Below are 20715 nucleotides of genomic sequence, written 5' to 3'. Positions count from 1 at the left end.
GCAAAGCCGGGGCCGGTGGACAGGCGGAGAAAGGGCTGACCGCCTGTCCTAAAAAGGGCCGTGATGCGCGATTGAGCTGCCATGGATGCCGCCCCAGCATCGCGCTTTCCGTTGTTGGTCGCACGGCATCGACCTCGCTCACCGGGCGGGAAGCTGCTTAGGTGACGTTTCCAAAGTCGCCGTAGATCAGCGCGCCTGGCTGCTTGATTGCTTGCGCCAGCCGCCGCTCCGCCAAGATTGCGACCATATTGCGAACGAAGAAGTCGGCGTGTTCGGTCGAGACCTCGATGCGCGTGCTCCAGCGGTCGTAGATCGTGGCAGCAGCCTGGAAGTCGCCGATCAGGAACTTGTCTGTCGCCATGCTTGCGGTCGGCACCACTGGCAGGCCGAATAGGCGCGGCTCGATCTGTGCCCCTGGCTCGCCAAGTAGGTATTTGCCATCGCCATCCTTCAGCAACCGAATGCGCATCCAGTCGCTCGGATGCATGATGATGCCAGACGGCACGAAGTCAGCAAGGGTGCCCTGCAGAATCGCAACGCCAATCGTGTCGATCATCGTCGGCGAGGACAGGTCGATCGGATCATTGAAGGCGGTTGCGTTCGTAACGAGGCCATCCAGGTTCTCGCCGGTGCCCGAACCATTGACCAGCTGCTCATCCTCTTTGAGATCGAGCCCATGCACCAGTTCGGTATCGATGATACCGCGCAGCTGCGGGCCGTCTTCCAAGGCCTGTTTGGAGGCAGGCACCCAATGCGCGATGACCTTCGGCACGGCTGTTTCCATCGTGAAGCCGTAGGCGCTCTCCGGCTTGATAGTCGTTTCCGGCACCATCGCCGCATTGTTGGTACGCGTGGTCTGCTTCGGATATTCCACAGCGCCGCTGGTGATCCCGATGACCGGGATCAGATTGCGCACCCGCAACTGCCGGCGGGGCATCATCACAGCACCGTCACGGTAGGGCGCCGCGCCGATCGGGCCGCCTGATTCAGCGCCTGTCGTCACTGTAGCCTTGATTTCCATGCCCCAGCTAGCGCGGCGACCCTGCGCCGACGCCCGACCCACTTCCTCAAGCTGATCCAGGCTCTTGACGAACTGATCGCCCCAGCTTTCCTCGTGGCGCGAGGTGCCTGGGCGGTTATCGCCGTCAACCTTCTGCGCAAGCTCCAGTGCGATCGCATCCGCTGCCTTCGCTTGGCGCAACGCGTCCTCAACCTTGTCATCCAGCTTGGCAAATTGCGCCTCGATCGCCTCCGTGAATTCCTTCGTGAGGGCGGGGTGACCATCAGGCGCGCGCAGATAGCGACCCTTGCGCCGCTCAGCTGCGGTCATCGGTCCTAGTCCGACCATCCCCACGGCGGCCGCGCAGGCGATGTCGCCCGCACTGCCGAAAGCGTGAGGCGATAGAACGGTGGCAGCTTGCGCCACATCGGGGAGGAACAGGCTCGCGCACAAAGCGACGGCCATCAGGCTCATCATCACAAAATTACGATGCATCGGTTCAACCTTTCTGCTGTTCATTGTTCAGGGGCGCTTCCCACCGATGGCGCGGATGCGCGCGGCGGAGGCGTTGAAAATGGCTTGGGCCTGCGCCTCTGCCTCATCGTCGTCATTGCTGGTGTTGATGGCCTTCCATGCGGCGGACGCCGCAGCTTTGGCCTGCCGGTGAGACAAACCGCCTTCACGCAGCATGTCCTCGATGTCCCGCGCTCCGGATATGCCCTTCACGTCGGTCACATGAGTGATTGGGTTGGCTGGTATGGTAACCAGGCTTCCTTCAAGCAGGTCAACTTCGATCAACTCGCGCCCGCCTGTCGTCGTGATCGGGTTTCCCTTCTTCTCACGATAGCCGATGGATAACCCGGTGATCGCTCCAGCCGTAGCCAGCGCGTGAGCTTCTTGGGCATCGCGCACCTCCAGGGTGAAGCGGCCTTTTACGAAGAGGCCCTCGGAGGTCTCCTTCGCCTCGCTCCAGACGCCCACCGGCTTGGTCATGTCGTGATGCAGGAGCATCGGCAGCGGTCGTCCGCTGCGAGCCGCAAGTGACTTCGTAAACGCGCCGGGGCGCACAACATCGCCATAGCTATCGATATTGTTGAAGCCGGACAGCAGGCCTTCGATGCGGCCCGTGTCGTTGAGAGATTTAATTTCGAAGGGGGATGCCGCGTATTTCATTCAGGCGCACCTTAGCTGTCATGGGAATTGTCCCGGTTCAGCCAATCGGCGCCCATCGCAGGCGGGATGATTGGTGTCTCGCGTCCATCGCAGACGGTCGACTTCGGGAACATTAGGTGAACTGCGGTGGCTGGTCAATCCGGCTTCGACTGCGCCAGCGACATCGTCAGCGCCGATTGCATTGCGAACCACTCGGACACCTTGGCCGGGCCTGCGCTCACCATGATCGATTGCGCGAGCGCGGCGGACGCGCCGGACAGGATAGAGCGGTAATCGAAGCCCTCTTTCACCAGACGGTCCAGCACGGCGCAAAATTCCTCATGCGCGATAGCCGATTGCTGGATCTGGCTCTCTGTCGGATTGGGATTGATGGGCATATCATTCTCCTTCGTGGGGGTGCGATCTGGCACGCGCACGCGCCCTCTCGGCCCGCTTGCGGCAGGTTTCGGAACAGTAGCGCTGCCCGCGAGCCCGGCTGAAAATGGGCACGGTGAACCAATGGCAGCAGCGCTGGCAGACGCGCTTTCGCATCGGCGGGCCTCCTGCAGGGGTGGGGGTCAGGGGTGGGGGGCTGCGAAATTCGCGGGGGGCCGAAAGTTTAATTTGAGCGCGCGAAAAAAGACCCAGAGGCCGGTTCTCAGGCGCGCCGGCTCTGCACTTTCGACCCGCCCCCGGGGGCTCAGATGCGCCCGGAATTGCGCCTGCGTGCCCGCTGGGCCTCTTTTGCCGTCTTCGCCGCGTGGCAGTCGCGGCAGATCGGCTGCATGTTCTCACGCTCCTTGCTGCCGCCCTCAGCGAGGGGCGTGATATGGTCCAGTATCGTCGCTGCCGTGACGCGTCCGGCTTCTTGGCATGGCCTGCACAACGGCTCCTCGTTCAGCACGATGGAGCGCATCCTCTCATGCTCGCGCCCATAGCCGCGCGCCTGCTTGCTCTTGCGTGTCGTAGCCCATGCCTTGCGCTTGGTCGCGGGCTTCAGTGATGGTGGCTTACTCGGCATTAAGCGCCCGCCTTCAGTTCAGCCAGCCGGGCGAGGCCTTTGGGCGTGACCATTACCTGCTGCACCCACTTGTCAGGATGGCCGCGCCGCTGGATCGTCGTGCCCTTATGCTCCAGCACCTTGGCGTCGAGCCTGTTGCCGAACGCCACGAGGCTGCCCGCGTCGGCCCGGCGATAGACCCACTTGTTCGCTTCCATCCATGCGACCAGCCGACGGGGAGGGACGCCAAGCACCTTGGCCGCGTCCGTCATGCACATCGCGCCACGGGCGTCTGTGAGCCGGTCCAACGCCTCCGCCTTGGGCTCCAGCTTGGCGATGCGTTCGCTGGCATCCAGAGTCTTGCCAGTCAGGTCGATCAGCAAATTCTGCAGCGTGGCCGGATCGGACAGGTCAAGCGCTGGTGCGGGCGCGCCATAGCTACCCGTGCGGCGGATGGTTGGTAGGACAATCGATGTCAGCCACTTGGTGAAGCGCTTGGCGGCTGGCTTGCGGCTGCGCAAAATCAGTTTGTACAGGCCGCTTTCATTGATGACGGTCATCTGCTGCACCTGGGGCGCGGCCATACCCTCCGTATTAGTTAGGGTATCGCGCTCGTCATCATCCAGTCCGGCCGCTGCCTTCGAAGGATTGGAAAGCTCGAGGATGCGGCATAGGTCAGCCAGAACGAACCATGGCTCTCCGTTGCGATCGTCGATCCGAACCGGCTGGTTCTCAAAGCTGAAGGGGATGATGTCATTCATCGTCTTCTCCGGGATGAGCGCGCGTCACGGGAGATCACGAGATGTCACGTGACATGTCACGCGTGACGGGCCGTGCGGGCGCAGATGCAGAAATTTTCGACGGGCTCAATTTTTGAGCCAGGGTGGCTCAATTTTTGAGCCAGATGGGCCGTTTCGAGGGGGTTGGCTGGCTCAATTTTTGAGCCACAACTGACGGAAAACCGCCGTTTTTCACGGCTGGGGGTGGCCCGATTTTGAGCCACTATATAGATATACCATAGGGCTACGCAGAAACAGGCGGCTTCCAGTATCGATAATCATGGGTGGGCGCGTCATGTCCGGCAGGCTGGAATGTCAGCCTCCAGGTGGGTGCAACTCGCACCTTGCAGCTGAAGCCAGCGCCAGCCGTCATGGCGACGAAGCCGTGCTCCTGTAACTCCTTCAGCGCGGTCATCACCGTGTTTCGGGCGAGGCCGACAGCATCAGCAGCCATCCGGCCGCTCATGACGATCTCGCCATTGTTGATGCCGTTGCTCAGCTTCACCATGTGGACCAGCAGCTTGACCGCGTTGCCGCTAAGGTCGAGCCAGGCGGGCGTCCCCGTCATGCTGTGGTAGAGCATGACGAAGGGCGGCGATTTACGGCGGCGGCTCACCCACGGCGCGTCCTGGGCGCCTGTTCGGTTGCAGTGTGGCGCTTGACAACGAGGCCAAAGCGATCGGCGAGGCGCTGGGCGTAAGCCATGGCATCCCCCATCTCTGCAAATGTCCATTCGGAGCATCCAGGCACCATGTGGGGTGGGCTGGTGAAAACCGTGAAGCCGTTGTTGCTCGGCCTCACCCAAGCCGTGGGGAGCGCGATCGGCGCGGCGCGCTTACCCATTGGCTTGATCCCGCGCCGCCCGCTCCTGTGCCTCAAAATGCTTCGCCAGCGTCGAGCGCCGGGCGCAGACTTTTCCCCCGATCTTGAAGGTAGGGATCGTCTTCGTTTCATGCTGGTGGATGACCTGCCTTTCGGTCCATCCGAGATGCGCGGCTATGGCCGCTATCCCGGTCAAAAGGTCGGGGGTGTCATGTGTCACACGATGCTCCTTTCTGCGCAATCCATGCGAAAAATATGCGCAACCGGGCTGCCGTTATTGCTTCTCAAGGCCCGGAAATGCTTGGGTTTTTCTGTTGCTGGTTGGTAGTGCTGAAAACGGCAAGACAGAGGGGCAATTAACCCCTAAGTCACGGAATTTGTGAGGTTTTTGGCAACCTGTCGTGTTGCCTTCTCGATAAAATCACACACGTCATTGCCGTGCCAGGGCGAATAAACGTAGGGGAAATCCTTGGTTTTCGACCGCTTTAAGTCATTCAGATGGCGCTGGGCTGCCTGCCGCACCATCTTGCAATGTCGTTTCTGCTTCTTGTCGGCGACCGCTGCCTTCGCATAAGCCAGCGCGATTGCCGTATAGTCTCTAGCGTGCCCCGTGTCCGTTCCGCGCGAACGGGTTTGCACTCTTCGTGGGGCCATCGTTCACCTTGCCGACGCGGCTCTTCCGGCCAGCGATGCCGAGCAACTCAGCATGTTGGCGGAGCATCGTGAGCACCGCGGCCGGGGGAGGTTCCCCGCCTGCTTTGAAGGCTTGGCGGACCAGCGCCTCCATTGAGCAGTACCGGGCGAACATGGAGCTATCCACCTCCGTTACGCCGGCGGACATGACGCGCCCGATTTCCTCCTGCCAAACGATCTGCGCCTCGGGCGTGAGGTAATCGGGCATCAGCGGCGGATCGCCCGCCACTATGATCTCTGTTTTCAGGCCGTCGCGGACCGGCTGGAATGTTCCGCGTGCCAGCTTCGACGACGGCGGCTCAGCCTTGGGGCCTCGCTTCATGGCCGTCTCCAAAATTTATTACGCACCCAAAAGTTTAATCCGCACGCGCAAAAAAAGACTTCCGCCATCGGTCCCGTAGCCGTCGGCCCGGGAGTTTTGACCCACCCCCACCGGTCAGCGACGCCGTGCCCGTGCGCGCTGCGCCTCGGCGGCGGTCTTGGCCTGATGGCAGGGATGGCAGATGCCCTGATAGTTGTCCCGGTCGCCCGTGCCGCCTTCGGACAGGGGGGTGATGTGGTCGGCGATGACCGACGGTGTCACGCGCCCTGCTTCCTGGCAAGGCCTGCATAGCGGCTCCTCGTTGAGCACCTGCCTGCGCATAAGATCATGCGCACGGCCATAACCTCGCTCCTGCCTGCTCTTCCTTGTGCTGCTCCACGCCTTTGCGCGTGGCTTAACCTTCAGTGCTGGTGGTCGGCTGGGCATCACATGGCAGCCTCCAACGAGAAAGGGCCGCCGAATGGCAGCCCTCGCAAGTCGCAATGCGCGACGTTGATGTTTTAACTATCTGAGTTTTCCGCAATCCTCAAGAGCAAATGCGCATGTAGGATGCCAGTTGATCTAGCGTGTCCCGGATCTGCGCAAGCGTGCGATAATGCTTCCGTCCACCATAGCGTGGCAGGTCATCATGGATCAGCAGCCGGTCCATGAAGCCGCGCATTTCGAACGGGATCTGCTCACGGCACTGACGCACAAACTGCCGCGCGCGAACCTGCGCTTCAGTACGGGCAAGGCCGTAGCTGCATTCGCCGACAGTCGTCCGTTCACCATACGCCGCAACGACGTTAGGCGACATGGCGGCGCGGGCATGCGCGTTACGGTACTGATCTCCAGCGTAGAATTGCGGCCAAGTCAGCTTGCCTGCCATGTGCAGGCGATCCAGTGTGGATGATCGGAAGCGCCGCACGCGATTGATCGCCTGCTCGGCTGGGTCAATTTCAGCAGCGTTTACAAACTCACTATCGTCTCCCTTCGCCAAGCGCTCGGGCGTCGCATCCACATGCGGCACATAGGCGATCGCAGCCCGCATTTTCTTCGCTCTGATCTTGTTCTTCCGTGCCATGCCCCGAAATGCTCCGTTCTCTACTTGTTCTATATTACTGCTGCGAGCAGTTCGCCACCGCATCCGACAGGATGCTAGGCAGCAGTTTCGCCTCGCCCGCAGTCAGCATCTCCTGCGGCTCAGCCCATTCGCGCTCATGCTTCAGCAGAACCATCCGAGCGGCGCTTTCCCTGCGCGTGCGACGGCCCCTGATCGGGGCGATGATCTCTTCGATCTCGGCAATGGTAGGGAAGAAGCGACACTTGCGCAGGATCGCGTCAAAGGCGGCATGCAGATCCGGCAACGCGTGAACGCTGAGGGCGCGGCGGTACAACGCCATCCGCTCCTCCGCTTCGTCGTTGCTCAGCTTCGGGCTTGGCATCATCGTGGCAATGCGGGTCAGCATGCGGTTGACCTGCTGCTCGGAAGCGCGAGGCGGCTGACAGGCGGCCACATACTGGCGCAGATGCTCGGCACTCTTGGGCCCGACGACAGGAAGGTCATTGAAGGTCAGATGCTGATCCAGGAGTGTGTCCAGCTTCGAAGGCAATTCCGGCTCTGACCAGCGGATTGGCTGGTTCGTCTCGGTGCGGTTGGCGATTGCGGTTTGTACGGTCATGTCGGCTGTCCTGGCGGGGGTCGTAGATCGCGGCCCATCCCATGGCCGCAGCGTGCTCGATGAGGCGGCCGGGCGGCCATTCCTCGTCCGAGAAACGGGCAATGTCTGCCATCAGCCGCTTGTGGGCCGTCGGCGTGTTGGGGAGGTTCTTTCGCTTCCGGTTCGCCAGCAGGTCCCTCCAGTGCTCCGGAGCAGCCCCTTCCGGCATGGGGAAAGGGTCGGCCTTACGCGTGCGCGGAATATCACCCTCGGGGGTATGGGTGGGGGTGGGGTTAGTTTGGGGGTCTGGGGGAAAGGAAGGGGCGGGGGCGGGAAAGGGGGCACTGTCCGTGACATCACGTGCTGTCACGTGATCACACGTGTCGTCACGTGACTTCGCGTGACGACGGGAGGATCGCTGCCGATCGTTGGAGCGGCGGCTTTCGATGGCGGCTCGGTCTGCCTGAGCCTGGGCGGCCAGCATCGCTACTTCAGCGACCAGCTCGGCGGGCGTGCCAGCGGCAATCAAGCGTGCAAGCAGGTCGGCGTTCACTTAATCCACCCCCATTCACGAACAGCATCCAGCGCCTCTTCCGGCTGCCGGATCATCGCCCAAGGAAAGCCCCACGCGATCAGATCGTCGCGCCAGTTTTCCTGATCGCCGGACAGATCGTTCCCGATCTCACGCTTGACCTCGAGAAAGCCGACCTGAAGCTGCACCTTGCGGTTGAACAGGATCAGGTCGGGAAAGCCGGGCCGCAGCCCATCCTTGCGAAGAGCAGCCATCTGCTTGATGCGCGCCAGCTTATCACCCGCCAGATGCGTGCCGTTGGGGACGTGCACGGCTTCGATGCCCTGCATGGCGAGAAGGCGAATCGCGCCTCGCTGCACCGGTCGCTCCGCCATGCCGCTCACACGCGGACCGCCAGCCTGTTTTTGGGCGGACGCGCGCTTGCGCGGCTCTTTCATAAACCAGGCGGCCGCCATCAGATCATCCCTGAGGCGACGCCGCCAAGCGTGAAGGGGCCGGTGTCGGCCTTTGGCGTGAACTTCTGCACGATCGTTGCCTCGCCGCGGCGGAGGCGATGCAGCTGCTTATCGAATGCAGACATGTTTGCCTCATCAGACTTGATCTGCTGCTCGACGATCGCTCTGGCGTCAGCAGCCCGCACCCGCTTCGAGTAAACGAGGTGGCGATACTGCTCGAGATATTCAGCCGGGCACCAGCCGAGCATGGTACGCAGGCGGCTCTCGACAGCCTTCCTGCGCGCAGCGCCAGCCGCGGGCATATGCTTGTGCCCGATCAGCGACTTGCCCAGCGCACGGCCACGCTCGACCATCTCGGCGCGCGCCTGAGGATCTTCCGCCATCTTCTTGCGGAGACCATCATGGCAGCGGCGCAGCGTCTCCGCCTTGATCTTCGGATCAGCCATGCGCCGCCGCATGTTGGCGCGGCTCTTCGCGATCTTATCCGGGTGCCGACCATTGGCGCTGCGGCAGCACGCGAGGCAAAGCCGCGTCTTGCGCCGGGGGGAATGCTTGTAGACGGCGCCACAAGCATTGGCGCAGGGAAGCATCTCGCTCATTCCATCCCCAAAGCGCTGAGGTAGGTCTGGAGGATCGCTTCCATTTCCTGCCGATCATGCTGGGGCATCTTCCGCAAGCGGATGATCTGGCGCATGATCTTCGGGTCATACCCGTTGGCTTTGGCCTCAAGATAGACGTCTTTGACATCGTCACCGATGCCCTTCTTTTCCTCTTCCAGCCTCTCGATACGTTCGACGAATAATCTCAGCTGGTCGGCAGCGACGTTTCCCTCAGACATGATCGATTTTCTCCAGTAGCGAACCCTGTGGGTTCGGATTGTCGATGTGCCATTGCGCTAAGCGATCGCGCGCACGGGCCTCCGCAGCTTTCGCGTCGGCGAGCTCCTGCCCGGCTATGGCCTTCTTGTGCGCCGCGCGGCGGGTCCGCTTTTCGCAGCAGGCAATGATGGCCTCTAGGCGGTCGCGTTCGGGGCAGGGCTCCGGCGGTTCAATGGCCATGTACCGGAGCCTCCAAAGCGACGATGTGCAGGCCCTGCTCGACCTGCTCGACAAAGGCTTCCAGCCGAACGCTGAGCAGGGATGCGCTTTCAGCGTCCACCTTCCCGGCAGCGACTAGGTTGGCAACGGCAGCGATCTGCCATCGGCCGAACTGGGCAACCTGGGCGCGCTCGGCGCTACGGGCCTGGGCGCTCACTTCGGCGAAGGTGCGGCGGCGGTAGCGGCGGCTCACTTCGACACCTCCAGACCTTGTGCTGCAGCCAGCCGCGCGCAGGCGGTCGCGAAATGCTTCGGGTTCTTCTCAATGCCGATGAACTGACGGCCAGCTTTCACCGCCGCGACGCCAGTCGAACCGGTGCCCATGAAGGGATCGCAGATCAGGCCGGGCGCGCAGTTGGTGATGATCTTGTCCATCACCGCGTCCGGCTTCACAGTCGGATGGCCGAACTTGGCGTCTCCCCGCGGGGACATCGCGATGATCTCGCGATCGAGCTCAAGCAGCGTGCCGCGCGGATGAAAATCGCGGTTCCACGCATGGATGTAGAACTCCATCACCGGCCGATAATGCTTGTTCGCCACCGGCTGGGGGTTCTTCTTCCGCCAGATGCAGACGGCTTGCCGGTCGAAGCTGCCATCGAGATAAGGCAGCAGTTTGGGCAGCTGGTCGTTGTGGCAGAACACCACGACGGACCCGCACAGTAGAGGGTTGATGATACTGTGGTCGAACCCATCGGCCAAGTCTTCGGCAAGTATCTGGTCCATGCCCTGCCGAGCCTCCCGGTAATGGCCGCCACCTTCTGCCCGAAATTCGTACGGCGGATCAGTGACTAGGTTCGGCAACCAGCCGAGACGCGGAAGGATCTCGTAGCAGTCGCCAAGGTAGAGGGTTGCCGCGCCGACGATCACAGCGGTCGGTGCAGCAGGCAAAGTAAGGGCGTTCGCGGAACCGGCCTCTGCCAGCGCCGCGCTAGTTGCGCAGGTCATGGTTCACTCCAGGGCGATCAGCGCCCGCTCAGTTCAGTCCTTGTTGATGACGATCGCCGTTAGCACAGGCATCAGTGCTTCAGCGCGCTGGGCCAGCAAGGCCCGCTCGCGGGGCGTGACGATCCCGTCTTCCAGATATTCGTTGCCATCGGCGACCAGCCGCGAGGCCTCTGCCATCGCGCGGCGCAGTGTCGCGCCGTTGTCCTGCTCAGCAAGGGCAGGTGCGGTGTAGCCCATGAAGGCGTTGATCCGACCCCAGGCCTCCGGCGGCAGTGCGCAGAAGACCTTCATAAACGTCGGCAGCGGCATCATCGAGGGGTCGCTCTCGACGTAGCTGCGGAGCGTCCGCTCTTTCTCACCGGTCGCAAGCGCCAGATCCGCCCAGCTCATCGGCTTATTGTATCCGCCTACGAACATCCGCAGTGTGGTAGCGATCTGCTGTTTGACATTGCCGTCGTCAAAAGCTGGCATCATTTCCATGGTGAAACTTTCCGAAGAGCGGCATTCAAGCCGTTATGAACAGGGGCAAGAAAAATCAGAGTGCTTCCGCCTGGGGCACTAGAGCAGTTGGCTTCGCATCTTCCGACCGGCGGTCAGGAGTGCGCTTTCGAGCAATCACGGGCCAAGGCTTGCGCGCCTTCTTCGCGGCGAGCTTCATGTGATCCAGGCGCGCATCGGGGATCCCGTTTTTGCGCCAGCTGTGGACGGTGGATGTGGGGGACTTCACCATCTTTGCGACGGCGCTAGTTCCACCCAAGCCGTCGATGATTATATCGGCGTCGGTGAGCATGCAGATGTATATGCGATAATCGGAAGTTTACCGCAACAAGAAACTTCCGAAAATCGCGATTGCGATAGTCGCAAGTTCCGGCTCAATAGCCATATGAATTCTTACGAGAACCTTCGTCCAGAAACGGCGGATATCTTTCGCCAGTTGGACATCCTGAACCTGAGACAGCGCGATCTTGCGCGCGCCTTGGGGCTCGAGGAGAACAAGGTCTCTAAAATCAAGACCGGAGAACGACAGTTCAAATATCCTGAACTGTTGCGCGCCAGGGAGTGGCTTCAGTCTCAAAACGCCGATCTCCTCTATCAAGCCGGAGATGGCAACGGCATCGTTGTCGAAGCCAAGAGGACCGGTCAGCGCACCCCTGCTGAAGAAGGTCAGCTTGAATCTGACGTTGACGAGGTTGAAATTCAGCAGTGGGATGTTGCTTACGGGATGGGGGGCGGCACCTACTTGGACCTCCCAGTGACCGGAGAGACCCATAAGTTCTCGCGAAGCTGGCTTCGGCAGTTCACTCACGCACCGCCGAACCAGATTTTCCTGGCCACCGGCACGGGCGACTCCATGATGCCGACCATCCTCGACGCCGACATCGTGATCGTCGACACGTCTCAGCGCGAAGTGCGTCTCGCAGACAAGATCTGGGCAGCAGCATATGGCCAAACCGGGATCATAAAGCGGCTCCGGCCAATGCCAGATGGCAGCGTCAAGATATTGTCAGACAACCCTAACGTGCCGCCGGAGACCGCCTATGACGGCGAACTGTCGGTGGTAGGCCGCGTCGTCGCCGTCGTGCGGAAGATGTGAATGCATGGCAGTCGACTGGATCCCCGTTGTCGAGATTATGCGCCCCGCCGACAGCGGCGAAACGAGGCCGTTCCAATGCCGATTGGAAGACGAGCAAATGTACGCGGTGAAAGGCAAGGCCGCGTTCGCTCACGGACTGGCAGCCGAACTTGTGGCTGCCTACTTGGCCAGAGAAATCGGCTTGCCGGTGCCGGATTTCGTCATCGCAGACGTGCCGCGCCCGCTACTGGACTTTTCAATGATCGCGGGAGTTTGGCACGGCTTAGGATCTGGACCAGCATTTGGGTCGAAATGGCAGGACGGGGCTGAGCTTGTATCCCCGACCATCCGAGATAGGGCCGACGCCCGCACGTTAGCAACGATCTACGCCTTCGATCATTGGATATGCAACGGAGACCGGACCCTAGGCGACACTGCTGGAAACCCAAATTTGATGTATAATTTGGCTGATCAATCGTTGATCGTGTTTGATCACAATCTGGCCTTTTTCGACACCACCTATAGCGCGGGAGACCTCGTGTTTCACGCAGGTGTGCGTGCCTGGGCTGCCTTCAAATCGGACACTAACTTTAGAAATCAGCTGGTTATAGATTTTGCCCGGGCTTTCCATCAGTTTGACCAGATTATGGATTGTTTACCAGAAGAATGGCTAGACGAGAATCCGGATATACCGCATCATATGCATAGAACGCTGGACCGTATGAACACGGCTGAATTTTGGGACGATCTCGGATGACCACCGTATTCCGATATTCCATAGTTCGCTTCCAGCCCTTCGCTGACCTGGGCGAATTCGCGAACATTGGCGTTCTAGCCATCAACCCCCAGAACGGACAGGCCGCGTTCAAGCTTGCGAGAAAGCGCTTTGCGCGACTGCATGACTTCTTTGGAGATGATGCATACCGCGCGTACGCGCCGGCGATCGAGTATCTGCGAGCTGAATTTGGGCGTCTAGAAATTCTTGGTCGGCTTGGTCAGGAAAAAGAAGCTTTAATGATGTTTGATCACCTGACTAGGCGCCACGAATCCACTATCACGTTCAGCGAAGTACGCGCCGTGATGTCCGCAACCGGCATCGACAATGTGGTGGAAAATCTATTTGCGCGCTTGGTTATGAGGCAGCTGCAAGAAGGAAACGACCTCACCTTGATAGGAGAGATCAAACATGTTCTTCGCCTAGAAGGCATCAAGGGTTTCAAGGCTATTAGGATTGATGATGAGGTCCTCCCAGTCATGTTTCCTCTGGCTCACATGAACGGAGATTTTAGCGCTATCCATCCGCTGTCTTTCACTCAGAAGACGCCGATGGCGGTATTTGACCATGGAGCACTCTGGAGAAAGCGCCTTGGCTATCTTCTTAATCGCGGGAAGATTGGCGAAGATGCGGTTCTTCTCGCTGTCGAAGAGCCGGAAAGGGATGCGGCTGAAGATGTTCAAATGGCTTACAACGAGGCCATGCGTGAATTAAGCGATCTTCCTTTTGAGAGAGTTATCGGTGAGCAACACGGCAAAATAAACCACAGGATTATCGAGTTTGCTGAGGCTGCGACCCACAAAAGATATAGACCCACTTTTCAGTGAAACACCTCTCCCTAGCCGTCGTCGGCGTGGGCTTCGATAACAAGACCGGCCCGGCACGACGTTTCGAAATCGAGATGTGCGAACCAGGGGAGCCGGTAGAGCTTCGCCCGGAGCCAAAGAACCCGGCCGATCGGAACGCGATCGCGGTCTATTCGGCTCGCGGAATCCAGATCGGGTATGTCCGCGCCGAACGCGCGCCGCTGATTGGCACGGCGATGCGGCGCGGCGTTGTTGAGGCTATTTTCCAAGATTCTGAGCAGTGGGGGGCAACAATCCGGGTTCATTTGGACGGGACGACGCCGACGCTTCCCGCGAAAGGTAGCTCCTACGAGGAGGAAGAGCATTCCGCGTTAGCTGATGATCAAGACTGGTGGCCCGACGAGGAGTGGCCGGAATAATCCGATAATCGCAACTTCCCTCTTGCAGAACTTCCGATAATCGCACATAGGTCTTCCATCACCTGACCTGCCGCGCATCCAGCCGGCAAGAGAGAAGGTGGGGAGATCATCATGTCCCTCAACCGCAATTCCGATGGGTCGGCCTTCGCCGCTGCGCTGTCGCAGTCGAGCGCGCTGATCCACCACGCCGACTATGAGCTCTATCGCACGGTCGACTTCGTCAACATCGGTCGTCACGCCGCCGACATGGCGCACGCGCTGCTGCAGAATGATCCTGCCCAGGCGCGCGAGCATCTGATCTACGGCGCCAGCCGCATGCTGGCGGCAGCCGAGCGGATAGGGCAGGGCGATCACCAGCCCGTCATTGTTCCGCTGCCCGTGCGCCGCGGACGCCCGAACCTGCGGGTGGTATCGTGAGCATCTTGCCGCACGCCGCAGCTGCCCTGTGCAGCGCCGGTATGATCCTTGGCGCGGGCTGGTTCATCTACGTCCACCTTCGTGCCTATGGCGACCAGATCATGGCAGCGCTCATGTACGAGGGCCCACGCTGATGCCGAATGGCCCTGATGAGATCCGGAGCGCCGTGCGCCCCATCCTGCTCGGCATAGCCTATCTTTCGGCAGCCTCCCTGCTGCTCAGCATCTTCAAGCTGACTGCAACGGCTCTGGCCGCGATGAGCGGAGGCGCGCAGTGATAGACCACGCTGCCATCCGCACCCAGGCTCAGCGCTCCTTCGAGGCATCCCACCGCGTGGTGGAACGCGCCATCGCCATCCTCAAGCAACCCAGACTGTCCGAACTGCGCACTTGCCCCCTGAGCGCGCACCGGACGGGAGCCTCGGGCGACAAATCCCCCCTCTCCAAGTCGCCATTCGATCCTAGCGGGTCGGCCGTCGAGGCCGGTCGGCCCGCCACCCCATCCACGCCGGGCGCGGGCTGCACATGCCCCGTCTGCACCAGCGATCTCGCCGACATTGCGCCGTGCGAGCGGGAGAATGACCTGTGAACATCGGTTACGCCTCTCTGAACGATATGCAGGCGTGGGCGGAGCGTGTTGTCACGCGCGATCCCGACTTCGTGATCGGCGAGCGTGCCGCTCCCTATCTGCTCCGCTGGTGGATCGTACCCCGGAATGAGCACCAGAACGTCTATCTGCATTGGATATTGCGGGACGATGACGACCGCGCGCTGCACGATCACCCCTGGGCAAACACCAGCTATCTGATCGCCGGCCGCTATCGGGAGATCACGCCGGAAGGCACCTTCATCCGTGAGCCCGGCAGCCTCATCACGCGCCAGGCGACGGATCTGCATCGCCTCGAACTGGTGGACGGCGAGGCCGCCGTGTCGCTGTTCTTTACGGGGCCGAAGGTTCGCGACTGGGGCTTCCAGTGCCCCAAGGGCTGGGTGCCCTGGCAGGAGTTCACCGCTGGCGAAAACGGCGAGCTGGTCGGGCGCGGCTGCGGGGAAATGGGCTGATGAAGTTCGGCGCTGGCCTCAACGAATTCGAGATCATCCGCACCCCGCGCTGGGGCGCTCGTCACGCCACCAAGGGACCGACGGGCATCTACACGTACTGCGCGGGCAATCCGGCGCTGTGCAAGTTTTGCGCGGAGCATGGCGTTCCGCTCGACCCGCCAGATCCAATTGACGCGATGATGGATGCCCTGCGCGCCAACTGGGGCAAGCGCTGGGCGGAAAGCAACCGTCACGAGCCAGCAGGGGAGGGTGAGGTTTGGCCAGCCGAAGGGCTGCACATCGTCGCCCTGGCTGACGACAACCCAGCCGACCGCACTGTGCTCGTCAGCTTCGGCAACGACCACACCATCACCGCCGCCGTCGGCGCGCTGGTGCATGTCCACAATCAGATGATCGGAAAGCCTGACTGATGGCGTACGCCGTTGATTTCGCAGGATCGAACTTCACGTTCAAAGCGCCGGAAGGCCGCGACGACGTGTCCGACCTGCACACCTTCCGCCAGCGCGGCGGTCCCTGCAATGTCTCCTGCTGGCAGTTGACGCCGGACGAGATCGCCGAGGTGAACCGCACCGGCCGCATCTTCCTGTCGGTGATGTCCGGCTTGACCTTCTTTCCGGTCTTTGTCGGCAGCGAGGCCCGGGTGCGCTCGGTGGTGGTCGATTACGGCCCTGTGTGGGAGCGCGGCTGATGAGGGCCGAGCAATTTCCATTATTCTCTGTTCCCCAGCCGAGTGAGGCTTCGCGGGTGGTATCGTGGTTCAGCTGTGGCGCGGCGTCGGCGGCCGCAACCAAGCTGAGCATCGCCAAGTATGGTGACCGCGTGGTCGTGGTCTACACCGACCCCAAGGGGGAGCATCCAGACAACAAGCGATTCCTCGCCGACTGCGAGCGCTGGTTTGACCGCGAGATCGTCCAGCTGTCCAGCCGCTACTATGCCGATCCTTGGGACGTGATGCTGCGCGAGCGCTATATCGTCGGGCCCGACGGAGCGAAGTGCACCGGGGAAATGAAACGTGCCCTGCGCTTCACCTTTCAGCGTCCCGATGACATCCAGGTCTTTGGCTACACCGCCGAGGAGCAAGCGCGGGCTGACCGGTTCCGGCAGGAAAATTTCGAGGTCTATCTTGAGACGCCGCTGATCGACCAGGGGCTGACCAAAGAGGATTGCAAGACCATGATCCGGGAGGCGGGCATCGAGATCCCGATGATGTACCGGCTCGGATTCCAGAACAATAATTGCATCGGCTGTCCAAAGGGCGGCATGGGCTACTGGAATATGATCCGGAGGCATTTCCCGGAGCAGTTCGATCGAATGGCCCGAATTGAGCGGGAGATCGGTGCCACCTGCATAAAGACGAAGCATGAGGGGCGGGTATTTCTCGATACCCTCGACCCAAACCGCGGGAATATCCTGAACGAGCCGGATATCGAATGCTCGTTGATGTGCCAGAGCGGCGAGGAGCTGGCATGAAGCGCCCGCTCCCCGACTATCAGATCGGCGACGTAATGCCTGTCCCAGCCGAGGCAGACCTGGCGCTGGCCGAGATCCAGATGAAGAAGCGCGGGCTGCTCGCGGGCAACGCCAAGTCGAAGCGCCACAGCTTCGCGGGGCTGGCGGCCAAGCGCATCATGGCTGGTCTTGCCGAGGCTGAGCGCCTTCGCACGGATCCGTTCGAGCGCGCGCAGACCTTTCTGCGCCGCAAGGGCTTTGTGCCTGTCTGCGCCATCGAGCGCCGGTTCAAGGTCGGCCGCCATGTCTTCGCCAGCAAGGCGGAGGTGATTGAATTCGCCAAGTCGAAAGGATTTGAAGGATGAGCATCCTTGATAGGGCCTCGCACATCGAGGTCGAGGCGGAGGTTCGCTATTGGGAGGACGCCAGCGTCAACGGGCTGATCGATGAAGACGGTTCGCGCATCTTCGGACGCCAAGGCGACCTGTGGAAGGTGCGGATCGAACTGACCGACGGCATCGTGCAGGACTGGCCAGCCGGCGACACGGCCCAAATCCATTACAAGGTCTGCGATCAGGGCCTGTATTGGCTGACAGACGAGCGCGGCAATCGCTTGGCCAAGTGGCGGGGCCATTATGTGCCTGATGATTTCCTCTGCCACGGCTCCGAAGGCTTCGGCGACTACATCATCATGAACGTCGAGATCGGCGGAGGAATCGCAGGCTATCGAATGCCGCGCATCAATCCCGAACAATGGGAGGTGCTGGAGCCAGCCGTGGCGCCGGTGCTGACGGTTCATGTCATGAACGACATCGAGACGCTCGGCACCGGTGACGATGCGCTGATCACCTCGATTGGCGCCGTGAAGTTCAACGCGAACGGCATCATCGACGGCTTCCACATAGGCATCGACCCAGCCGACGCGCAGTCAATCGGCCTGAAGCTGGACGCGCGGACCGTGTTCTGGTGGTTCGACGAGGAGCGTGCGGCCGCTCGCCGGGCCCTTCTCGCGCTGGAGCGGCACCCGCTGGCCGTCGCGCTGCAGCGCTATCGTGAATGGTACGGTGACGAGAGCCTGCCGACATGGGGCAACGGTGCGAGCTTCGACAATGTGCTGATGCGCAGCGCCTTCCGCGCCGCCGGGCACCTCATGCCCTGGGACTTCCGCTTTGACCGCTGCTACTGCACGATGAAGTCGCTGCCGGGCGCGCCCCAGATGGTCCGCGATGGCGTCCACCATGACGCGCTCGATGACGCGCGCAGCCAGGCGCTGCACCTGATCGAGATCGCCAAGCATCTCGGGGTGGCGCTGTAATGGCTGAGAATACGAAAATCGAATGGGCGCACCACACGTTCAATCCGTGGATCGGCTGCACCAAGGTCGGTCCCGGCTGCGATAACTGCTATGCCGCCGACCTGTCCAAAGCGCGTCTGGGCGTGCCTTGGGGACCGGGCGAGCCGCGCCGCCATACCGCAGCGTCGACATGGAAGCAGCCGCGCGCATGGAACAACCGCGCCGCCAGGCTCGGCATCCGCTATCGCGTCTTCTGCGCCTCGCTGGCTGATGTGTTCGACAATGAGGTGCCAGCCGAATGGCGCGCGGAGCTGTTCCAGCTGATCCGTGAGACGCCGCACCTTGACTGGCTGCTGGTGACGAAGCGCATTGGAAACGTCGCGAAGATGGCGGAGTCGGCGGGCGGCCTGCCGGAGAATGTCTGGCTGGGCGCTACGATCGTGAGCCAGCTGGAGGCAGACCGGGATATTCCCAAGCTGCTTGCCGTTAAGGGACCGCACTTTCGGTTCCTGTCTATGGAGCCGCTGCTGGGTCCGGTGGATCTGCGGACGCTTTCGACGCTGCAGTTCAGAAATGCGGAGGTGCTTGATGCCCTTTCCGGTCAGCTTTCCGGCATGTTCGGCGATTACTGCCCTACACGCCTACCCGCCCTGGACTGGATCATCGTTGGCGGCGAGAGCGGTCCAAACGCTCGCCCGATGCACCCGGATTGGGCGCGCGACATTCGCGATCAGTGCGCCGCCGCAGGCGTCCCGTTCTTGTTCAAGCAGTGGGGCGAGTGGTTCCCGTATGGCGGTATTGATGCCGACGGTCACCAGAATAGCCGGGACCTCGGCGAGCGGCCTGGGAAATGGCACGTCTGGGGCGATGGTGAGGGCTCCGCCTCGCGTATCGGCAAGAAGCAGGCTGGCCGGTTGCTCGATGGCGTCCATCATGACGGGGTGCCGGCGTGACGGACAGGATCAAGATCGCGATCAGGAGAAAGCCGCCGCCGCCTGCGCTCGAACCTTTCGAGTGCGCCATCTGTCAGGAGCAGATCGACCGCGACCCATACTCTCCCGATTTTCAGGCACCGCCGGTCTGCTGGGGGTGCTCTTGGACCGGGCAGAACAGGCTCCAGACGCACCAATTGCCGGTCTCGATGTGGAACGGATTCCGCGCGGCTTACGCATTGCTGCGCGCCATGGATAAGGAGATCGAGCGTGCAAGACGCCCCCACTGAACTTGGCGACCGCTACAGCCTGGACATGATCGTCAAAGGCATCGCCGACGACCTTGTTGCGCTCCGTGCTGGGCAGATCAGCATCAAGGACGCTCAGGCGCGAGCGCTGCTGGCGAAGCAGTATATGAACGGCGTCCGGCTCGTCATTAACGCCCGCAGGAGCTTGGAGAACGATGCGCGGCCCGCTGCGATCGGCACTGGGGGGCAGCCGTCATGACGCTACGCATCGACGAAGCCGAAAAGAAGGCTGCCGAATTGCGGCACCGATTATGGAACGGCGAATCCGCGATCAAGGCGATGGAATGGCTGTCCCAGCCGGAGCTCATGAATTTCGCCCGACTGCGCATAGTTTCTGAGTGGGGCAGCAGCAACAACGGCAACAAGGATGCGCTCGGTTACATCAACGCCGAACTGGCGAAGGTGATCGAAAAGATCGTCGAGAATGCCACGCGCCAAGCGCAGCGGGACATGGACAATTATCTGGGAAGGCAGGCTGAACATGGCTGACATCGAACCTCAAGAGGCGCGGCCGGAAAGGCTGCTCCGCATCCGCCAGGTGCAGGACCGCGTCCCGCTTGGCCGGGCGACCATCTACAAGCGGATGAAGGCAAATACATTCCCCAAGCCGGTCGAACTCGGCGGTGGTATCGTCGCGTGGCGCGAATCGGAAATCGAATCGTGGATCGCCAACTGCCAGCCGCAGGCAAGCAAAGCAGCTTAGGGGGTATCCTTGGGGGTATCGCAAAATCAAGGGCTTCTGAGAGGCGCAGAAAACCGTTGATTTTTGGCTCCAGTTCAATAGAAGCCCTGTCCACCACCCTTTGGCTTTGGCCTTCGGGTATCTGCCCCCTTCCGGCGCGCCGCCTCTTTCGGGTTTCCGGCCTGCGCGCTTCCCATTCGAGCCCGTCTGAAAAGAAGGACCGCTCGTCATGGCGTGGCTTGTGCTTGGCATTGCTGTATTCACCGAAATCTGCTGGGCGCTCAGCCTCAAATGGGCGGCAACCATCGGCAGCTGGCAGGCGTCGTCCGTGCCGATCGCCTTGAGCTTCCTGAACATGGGCCTGCTTGCCCTTGCGATGAAGGGACTGCCCGCCGGGACCGCCTATGCGATCTGGACCGGCCTTGGCGCTGTCGGCGTCATCATTGGCGGCATGATCCTGTTCGGCGACCGCATCGCGCCAGTGCAGGCCGGTTTCATGGCGCTGATCGTCATTGGCGTCATGGGGACGAAGCTGTTCGCCCCCGGCTGATCGCGCGGCGGC

The 20715-nt window shown here is 61.4% G+C and carries 39 protein-coding genes; 21 read left to right on the top strand and 18 right to left on the bottom strand.

All coding sequences use genetic code 11. From position 1 onward, the window contains the following. Positions 1 to 157: 157 nt before the first annotated feature. The 6 genes from ACYU8T_RS09355 to ACYU8T_RS09330 form a co-directional block, all read right to left on the bottom strand. Positions 158 to 1495: a phage major capsid protein gene (locus ACYU8T_RS09355; RefSeq protein ID WP_461159238.1), complete on the bottom strand. Its 1338-nt coding sequence runs from the start codon at positions 1493 to 1495 to the stop codon at positions 158 to 160. Positions 1496 to 1522: 27 nt separating this feature from the next. Next, complete coding sequence (locus tag ACYU8T_RS09350; protein WP_461159237.1) at positions 1523 to 2173, bottom strand: HK97 family phage prohead protease; 651 nt, start codon at positions 2171 to 2173, stop codon at positions 1523 to 1525. Positions 2174 to 2307: 134 nt separating this feature from the next. Further along, a complete protein-coding gene (locus tag ACYU8T_RS09345) occupies positions 2308 to 2550 on the bottom strand; it encodes a hypothetical protein (protein WP_461159236.1) in 243 nt (80 codons plus the stop codon). 302 nt (positions 2551 to 2852) lie between these two features. Continuing rightward, the gene (locus ACYU8T_RS09340) at positions 2853 to 3173 is read right to left on the bottom strand and encodes an HNH endonuclease (protein ID WP_461159235.1); all 321 of its coding nucleotides are present in this window, start codon (positions 3171 to 3173) and stop codon (positions 2853 to 2855) included. Further along, the gene (locus ACYU8T_RS09335) at positions 3173 to 3913 is read right to left on the bottom strand and encodes a phage antirepressor (protein WP_461159234.1); all 741 of its coding nucleotides are present in this window, start codon (positions 3911 to 3913) and stop codon (positions 3173 to 3175) included. The genes ACYU8T_RS09340 and ACYU8T_RS09335 overlap by 1 nt, the downstream gene beginning before the upstream one ends. Before the next feature lie 262 nt (positions 3914 to 4175). Next, a complete protein-coding gene (locus ACYU8T_RS09330) occupies positions 4176 to 4547 on the bottom strand; it encodes a replication/maintenance protein RepL (RefSeq protein WP_461159233.1) in 372 nt (123 codons plus the stop codon). Between the two features lie 87 nt (positions 4548 to 4634). On the opposite strand from ACYU8T_RS09330, the gene ACYU8T_RS09325 reads away from it, so the two are divergent. Continuing rightward, complete coding sequence (locus ACYU8T_RS09325; protein WP_461159232.1) at positions 4635 to 5081, top strand: hypothetical protein; 447 nt, start codon at positions 4635 to 4637, stop codon at positions 5079 to 5081. 270 nt (positions 5082 to 5351) lie between these two features. Here the strand turns inward: ACYU8T_RS09325 and ACYU8T_RS09320 are convergent, their stop codons facing one another. The 12 genes from ACYU8T_RS09320 to ACYU8T_RS09265 form a co-directional block, all read right to left on the bottom strand. After that, on the bottom strand, positions 5352 to 5768 hold the full coding sequence (locus tag ACYU8T_RS09320) for a hypothetical protein (protein WP_461159231.1): 417 nt from the start codon (positions 5766 to 5768) through the stop codon (positions 5352 to 5354). 114 nt (positions 5769 to 5882) lie between these two features. Continuing rightward, on the bottom strand, positions 5883 to 6089 hold the full coding sequence (locus ACYU8T_RS09315; RefSeq protein ID WP_461159230.1) for an HNH endonuclease: 207 nt from the start codon (positions 6087 to 6089) through the stop codon (positions 5883 to 5885). A 205-nt stretch (positions 6090 to 6294) separates the two neighbouring features. After that, positions 6295 to 6831 (bottom strand): hypothetical protein, encoded by a 537-nt coding sequence (locus ACYU8T_RS09310; protein WP_461159229.1) that lies wholly within the window; start codon positions 6829 to 6831, stop codon positions 6295 to 6297. A gap of 34 nt (positions 6832 to 6865) precedes the next feature. Further along, positions 6866 to 7429: a hypothetical protein gene (locus tag ACYU8T_RS09305; protein ID WP_461159228.1), complete on the bottom strand. Its 564-nt coding sequence runs from the start codon at positions 7427 to 7429 to the stop codon at positions 6866 to 6868. A 528-nt stretch (positions 7430 to 7957) separates the two neighbouring features. Beyond that, positions 7958 to 8395: a VRR-NUC domain-containing protein gene (locus tag ACYU8T_RS09300; protein WP_461159227.1), complete on the bottom strand. Its 438-nt coding sequence runs from the start codon at positions 8393 to 8395 to the stop codon at positions 7958 to 7960. Beyond that, positions 8395 to 8994, bottom strand: a complete 600-nt coding sequence (locus tag ACYU8T_RS09295) for a hypothetical protein (protein ID WP_461159226.1) — start codon at positions 8992 to 8994, stop codon at positions 8395 to 8397. Before ACYU8T_RS09295 ends, ACYU8T_RS09300 begins: the two co-directional genes overlap by 1 nt. After that, positions 8991 to 9233 (bottom strand): DUF2312 domain-containing protein, encoded by a 243-nt coding sequence (locus tag ACYU8T_RS09290; RefSeq protein WP_461159225.1) that lies wholly within the window; start codon positions 9231 to 9233, stop codon positions 8991 to 8993. Before ACYU8T_RS09290 ends, ACYU8T_RS09295 begins: the two co-directional genes overlap by 4 nt. After that, positions 9226 to 9453 carry a hypothetical protein gene (locus ACYU8T_RS09285; RefSeq protein ID WP_461159224.1) on the bottom strand — a complete coding sequence of 76 codons (228 nt, stop codon included), beginning with the start codon at positions 9451 to 9453 and terminating at the stop codon, positions 9226 to 9228. The genes ACYU8T_RS09290 and ACYU8T_RS09285 overlap by 8 nt, the downstream gene beginning before the upstream one ends. Then, the gene (locus tag ACYU8T_RS09280) at positions 9443 to 9685 is read right to left on the bottom strand and encodes a hypothetical protein (protein WP_461159223.1); all 243 of its coding nucleotides are present in this window, start codon (positions 9683 to 9685) and stop codon (positions 9443 to 9445) included. The genes ACYU8T_RS09285 and ACYU8T_RS09280 overlap by 11 nt, the downstream gene beginning before the upstream one ends. Then, entirely contained in the window at positions 9682 to 10437 is a 756-nt protein-coding gene (locus ACYU8T_RS09275; RefSeq protein ID WP_461159222.1) for a DNA-methyltransferase, read from the bottom strand. Before ACYU8T_RS09275 ends, ACYU8T_RS09280 begins: the two co-directional genes overlap by 4 nt. A 33-nt stretch (positions 10438 to 10470) precedes the next feature. Next, on the bottom strand, positions 10471 to 10917 hold the full coding sequence (locus ACYU8T_RS09270; protein ID WP_461159221.1) for a hypothetical protein: 447 nt from the start codon (positions 10915 to 10917) through the stop codon (positions 10471 to 10473). 55 nt (positions 10918 to 10972) lie between these two features. Next, positions 10973 to 11227, bottom strand: a complete 255-nt coding sequence (locus tag ACYU8T_RS09265; protein WP_461159220.1) for a carph-isopro domain-containing protein — start codon at positions 11225 to 11227, stop codon at positions 10973 to 10975. Between the two features lie 93 nt (positions 11228 to 11320). Here ACYU8T_RS09265 and ACYU8T_RS09260 point away from each other — a divergent pair, with 93 nt between their 5' ends. The 20 genes from ACYU8T_RS09260 to ACYU8T_RS09165 all read left to right on the top strand — a co-directional run bounded on the left by ACYU8T_RS09260 (position 11321) and on the right by ACYU8T_RS09165 (position 20703). Continuing rightward, on the top strand, positions 11321 to 12031 hold the full coding sequence (locus ACYU8T_RS09260) for a S24 family peptidase (RefSeq protein WP_461159219.1): 711 nt from the start codon (positions 11321 to 11323) through the stop codon (positions 12029 to 12031). Between the two features lie 4 nt (positions 12032 to 12035). After that, on the top strand, positions 12036 to 12767 hold the full coding sequence (locus ACYU8T_RS09255; RefSeq protein ID WP_461159218.1) for a HipA family kinase: 732 nt from the start codon (positions 12036 to 12038) through the stop codon (positions 12765 to 12767). Beyond that, a complete protein-coding gene (locus ACYU8T_RS09250) occupies positions 12764 to 13612 on the top strand; it encodes a DUF3037 domain-containing protein (protein ID WP_461159217.1) in 849 nt (282 codons plus the stop codon). Before ACYU8T_RS09255 ends, ACYU8T_RS09250 begins: the two co-directional genes overlap by 4 nt. Further along, positions 13609 to 14010: an HIRAN domain-containing protein gene (locus ACYU8T_RS09245; RefSeq protein WP_461159216.1), complete on the top strand. Its 402-nt coding sequence runs from the start codon at positions 13609 to 13611 to the stop codon at positions 14008 to 14010. Before ACYU8T_RS09250 ends, ACYU8T_RS09245 begins: the two co-directional genes overlap by 4 nt. Positions 14011 to 14121: 111 nt before the next feature. Further along, on the top strand, positions 14122 to 14427 hold the full coding sequence (locus ACYU8T_RS09240; protein WP_461159215.1) for a hypothetical protein: 306 nt from the start codon (positions 14122 to 14124) through the stop codon (positions 14425 to 14427). Next, entirely contained in the window at positions 14424 to 14561 is a 138-nt protein-coding gene (locus ACYU8T_RS09235; protein WP_461159214.1) for a hypothetical protein, read from the top strand. Before ACYU8T_RS09240 ends, ACYU8T_RS09235 begins: the two co-directional genes overlap by 4 nt. Continuing rightward, on the top strand, positions 14561 to 14704 hold the full coding sequence (locus ACYU8T_RS09230) for a hypothetical protein (protein WP_247231095.1): 144 nt from the start codon (positions 14561 to 14563) through the stop codon (positions 14702 to 14704). The genes ACYU8T_RS09235 and ACYU8T_RS09230 overlap by 1 nt, the downstream gene beginning before the upstream one ends. Continuing rightward, positions 14701 to 15015, top strand: a complete 315-nt coding sequence (locus ACYU8T_RS09225) for a hypothetical protein (protein WP_461159213.1) — start codon at positions 14701 to 14703, stop codon at positions 15013 to 15015. Before ACYU8T_RS09230 ends, ACYU8T_RS09225 begins: the two co-directional genes overlap by 4 nt. After that, positions 15012 to 15488: a hypothetical protein gene (locus ACYU8T_RS09220; RefSeq protein ID WP_461159212.1), complete on the top strand. Its 477-nt coding sequence runs from the start codon at positions 15012 to 15014 to the stop codon at positions 15486 to 15488. The genes ACYU8T_RS09225 and ACYU8T_RS09220 overlap by 4 nt, the downstream gene beginning before the upstream one ends. Further along, positions 15488 to 15898, top strand: coding sequence for a hypothetical protein (locus ACYU8T_RS09215; protein ID WP_461159211.1), 411 nt, complete (start codon positions 15488 to 15490; stop codon positions 15896 to 15898). Before ACYU8T_RS09220 ends, ACYU8T_RS09215 begins: the two co-directional genes overlap by 1 nt. Then, entirely contained in the window at positions 15898 to 16176 is a 279-nt protein-coding gene (locus tag ACYU8T_RS09210) for a hypothetical protein (RefSeq protein WP_461159210.1), read from the top strand. Before ACYU8T_RS09215 ends, ACYU8T_RS09210 begins: the two co-directional genes overlap by 1 nt. Continuing rightward, entirely contained in the window at positions 16176 to 16958 is a 783-nt protein-coding gene (locus ACYU8T_RS09205; RefSeq protein WP_461159209.1) for a hypothetical protein, read from the top strand. The genes ACYU8T_RS09210 and ACYU8T_RS09205 overlap by 1 nt, the downstream gene beginning before the upstream one ends. Beyond that, the gene (locus tag ACYU8T_RS09200) at positions 16955 to 17302 is read left to right on the top strand and encodes a hypothetical protein (protein WP_461159208.1); all 348 of its coding nucleotides are present in this window, start codon (positions 16955 to 16957) and stop codon (positions 17300 to 17302) included. The genes ACYU8T_RS09205 and ACYU8T_RS09200 overlap by 4 nt, the downstream gene beginning before the upstream one ends. Further along, a complete protein-coding gene (locus ACYU8T_RS09195; protein WP_461159207.1) occupies positions 17299 to 18252 on the top strand; it encodes a 3'-5' exonuclease in 954 nt (317 codons plus the stop codon). Before ACYU8T_RS09200 ends, ACYU8T_RS09195 begins: the two co-directional genes overlap by 4 nt. Continuing rightward, positions 18252 to 19184: a phage Gp37/Gp68 family protein gene (locus ACYU8T_RS09190; protein WP_461159206.1), complete on the top strand. Its 933-nt coding sequence runs from the start codon at positions 18252 to 18254 to the stop codon at positions 19182 to 19184. Before ACYU8T_RS09195 ends, ACYU8T_RS09190 begins: the two co-directional genes overlap by 1 nt. Continuing rightward, the gene (locus ACYU8T_RS09185; RefSeq protein ID WP_461159205.1) at positions 19181 to 19453 is read left to right on the top strand and encodes a hypothetical protein; all 273 of its coding nucleotides are present in this window, start codon (positions 19181 to 19183) and stop codon (positions 19451 to 19453) included. The genes ACYU8T_RS09190 and ACYU8T_RS09185 overlap by 4 nt, the downstream gene beginning before the upstream one ends. Further along, the gene (locus ACYU8T_RS09180) at positions 19434 to 19670 is read left to right on the top strand and encodes a hypothetical protein (RefSeq protein ID WP_461159204.1); all 237 of its coding nucleotides are present in this window, start codon (positions 19434 to 19436) and stop codon (positions 19668 to 19670) included. The genes ACYU8T_RS09185 and ACYU8T_RS09180 overlap by 20 nt, the downstream gene beginning before the upstream one ends. Next, a complete protein-coding gene (locus ACYU8T_RS09175) occupies positions 19667 to 19960 on the top strand; it encodes a hypothetical protein (protein ID WP_461159203.1) in 294 nt (97 codons plus the stop codon). The genes ACYU8T_RS09180 and ACYU8T_RS09175 overlap by 4 nt, the downstream gene beginning before the upstream one ends. Beyond that, positions 19953 to 20174, top strand: a complete 222-nt coding sequence (locus ACYU8T_RS09170; RefSeq protein WP_461159202.1) for a helix-turn-helix transcriptional regulator — start codon at positions 19953 to 19955, stop codon at positions 20172 to 20174. The genes ACYU8T_RS09175 and ACYU8T_RS09170 overlap by 8 nt, the downstream gene beginning before the upstream one ends. A 208-nt stretch (positions 20175 to 20382) precedes the next feature. Then, the gene (locus ACYU8T_RS09165) at positions 20383 to 20703 is read left to right on the top strand and encodes a DMT family transporter (protein WP_097092331.1); all 321 of its coding nucleotides are present in this window, start codon (positions 20383 to 20385) and stop codon (positions 20701 to 20703) included. Positions 20704 to 20715: the final 12 nt, after the last annotated feature.

This window comes from Sphingobium sp. TomMM35A (genome assembly GCF_054771735.1).
The sequence above is the reverse complement of the archived record's forward strand: the minus strand, read 5'-3'. Positions and strand labels throughout refer to the sequence as shown.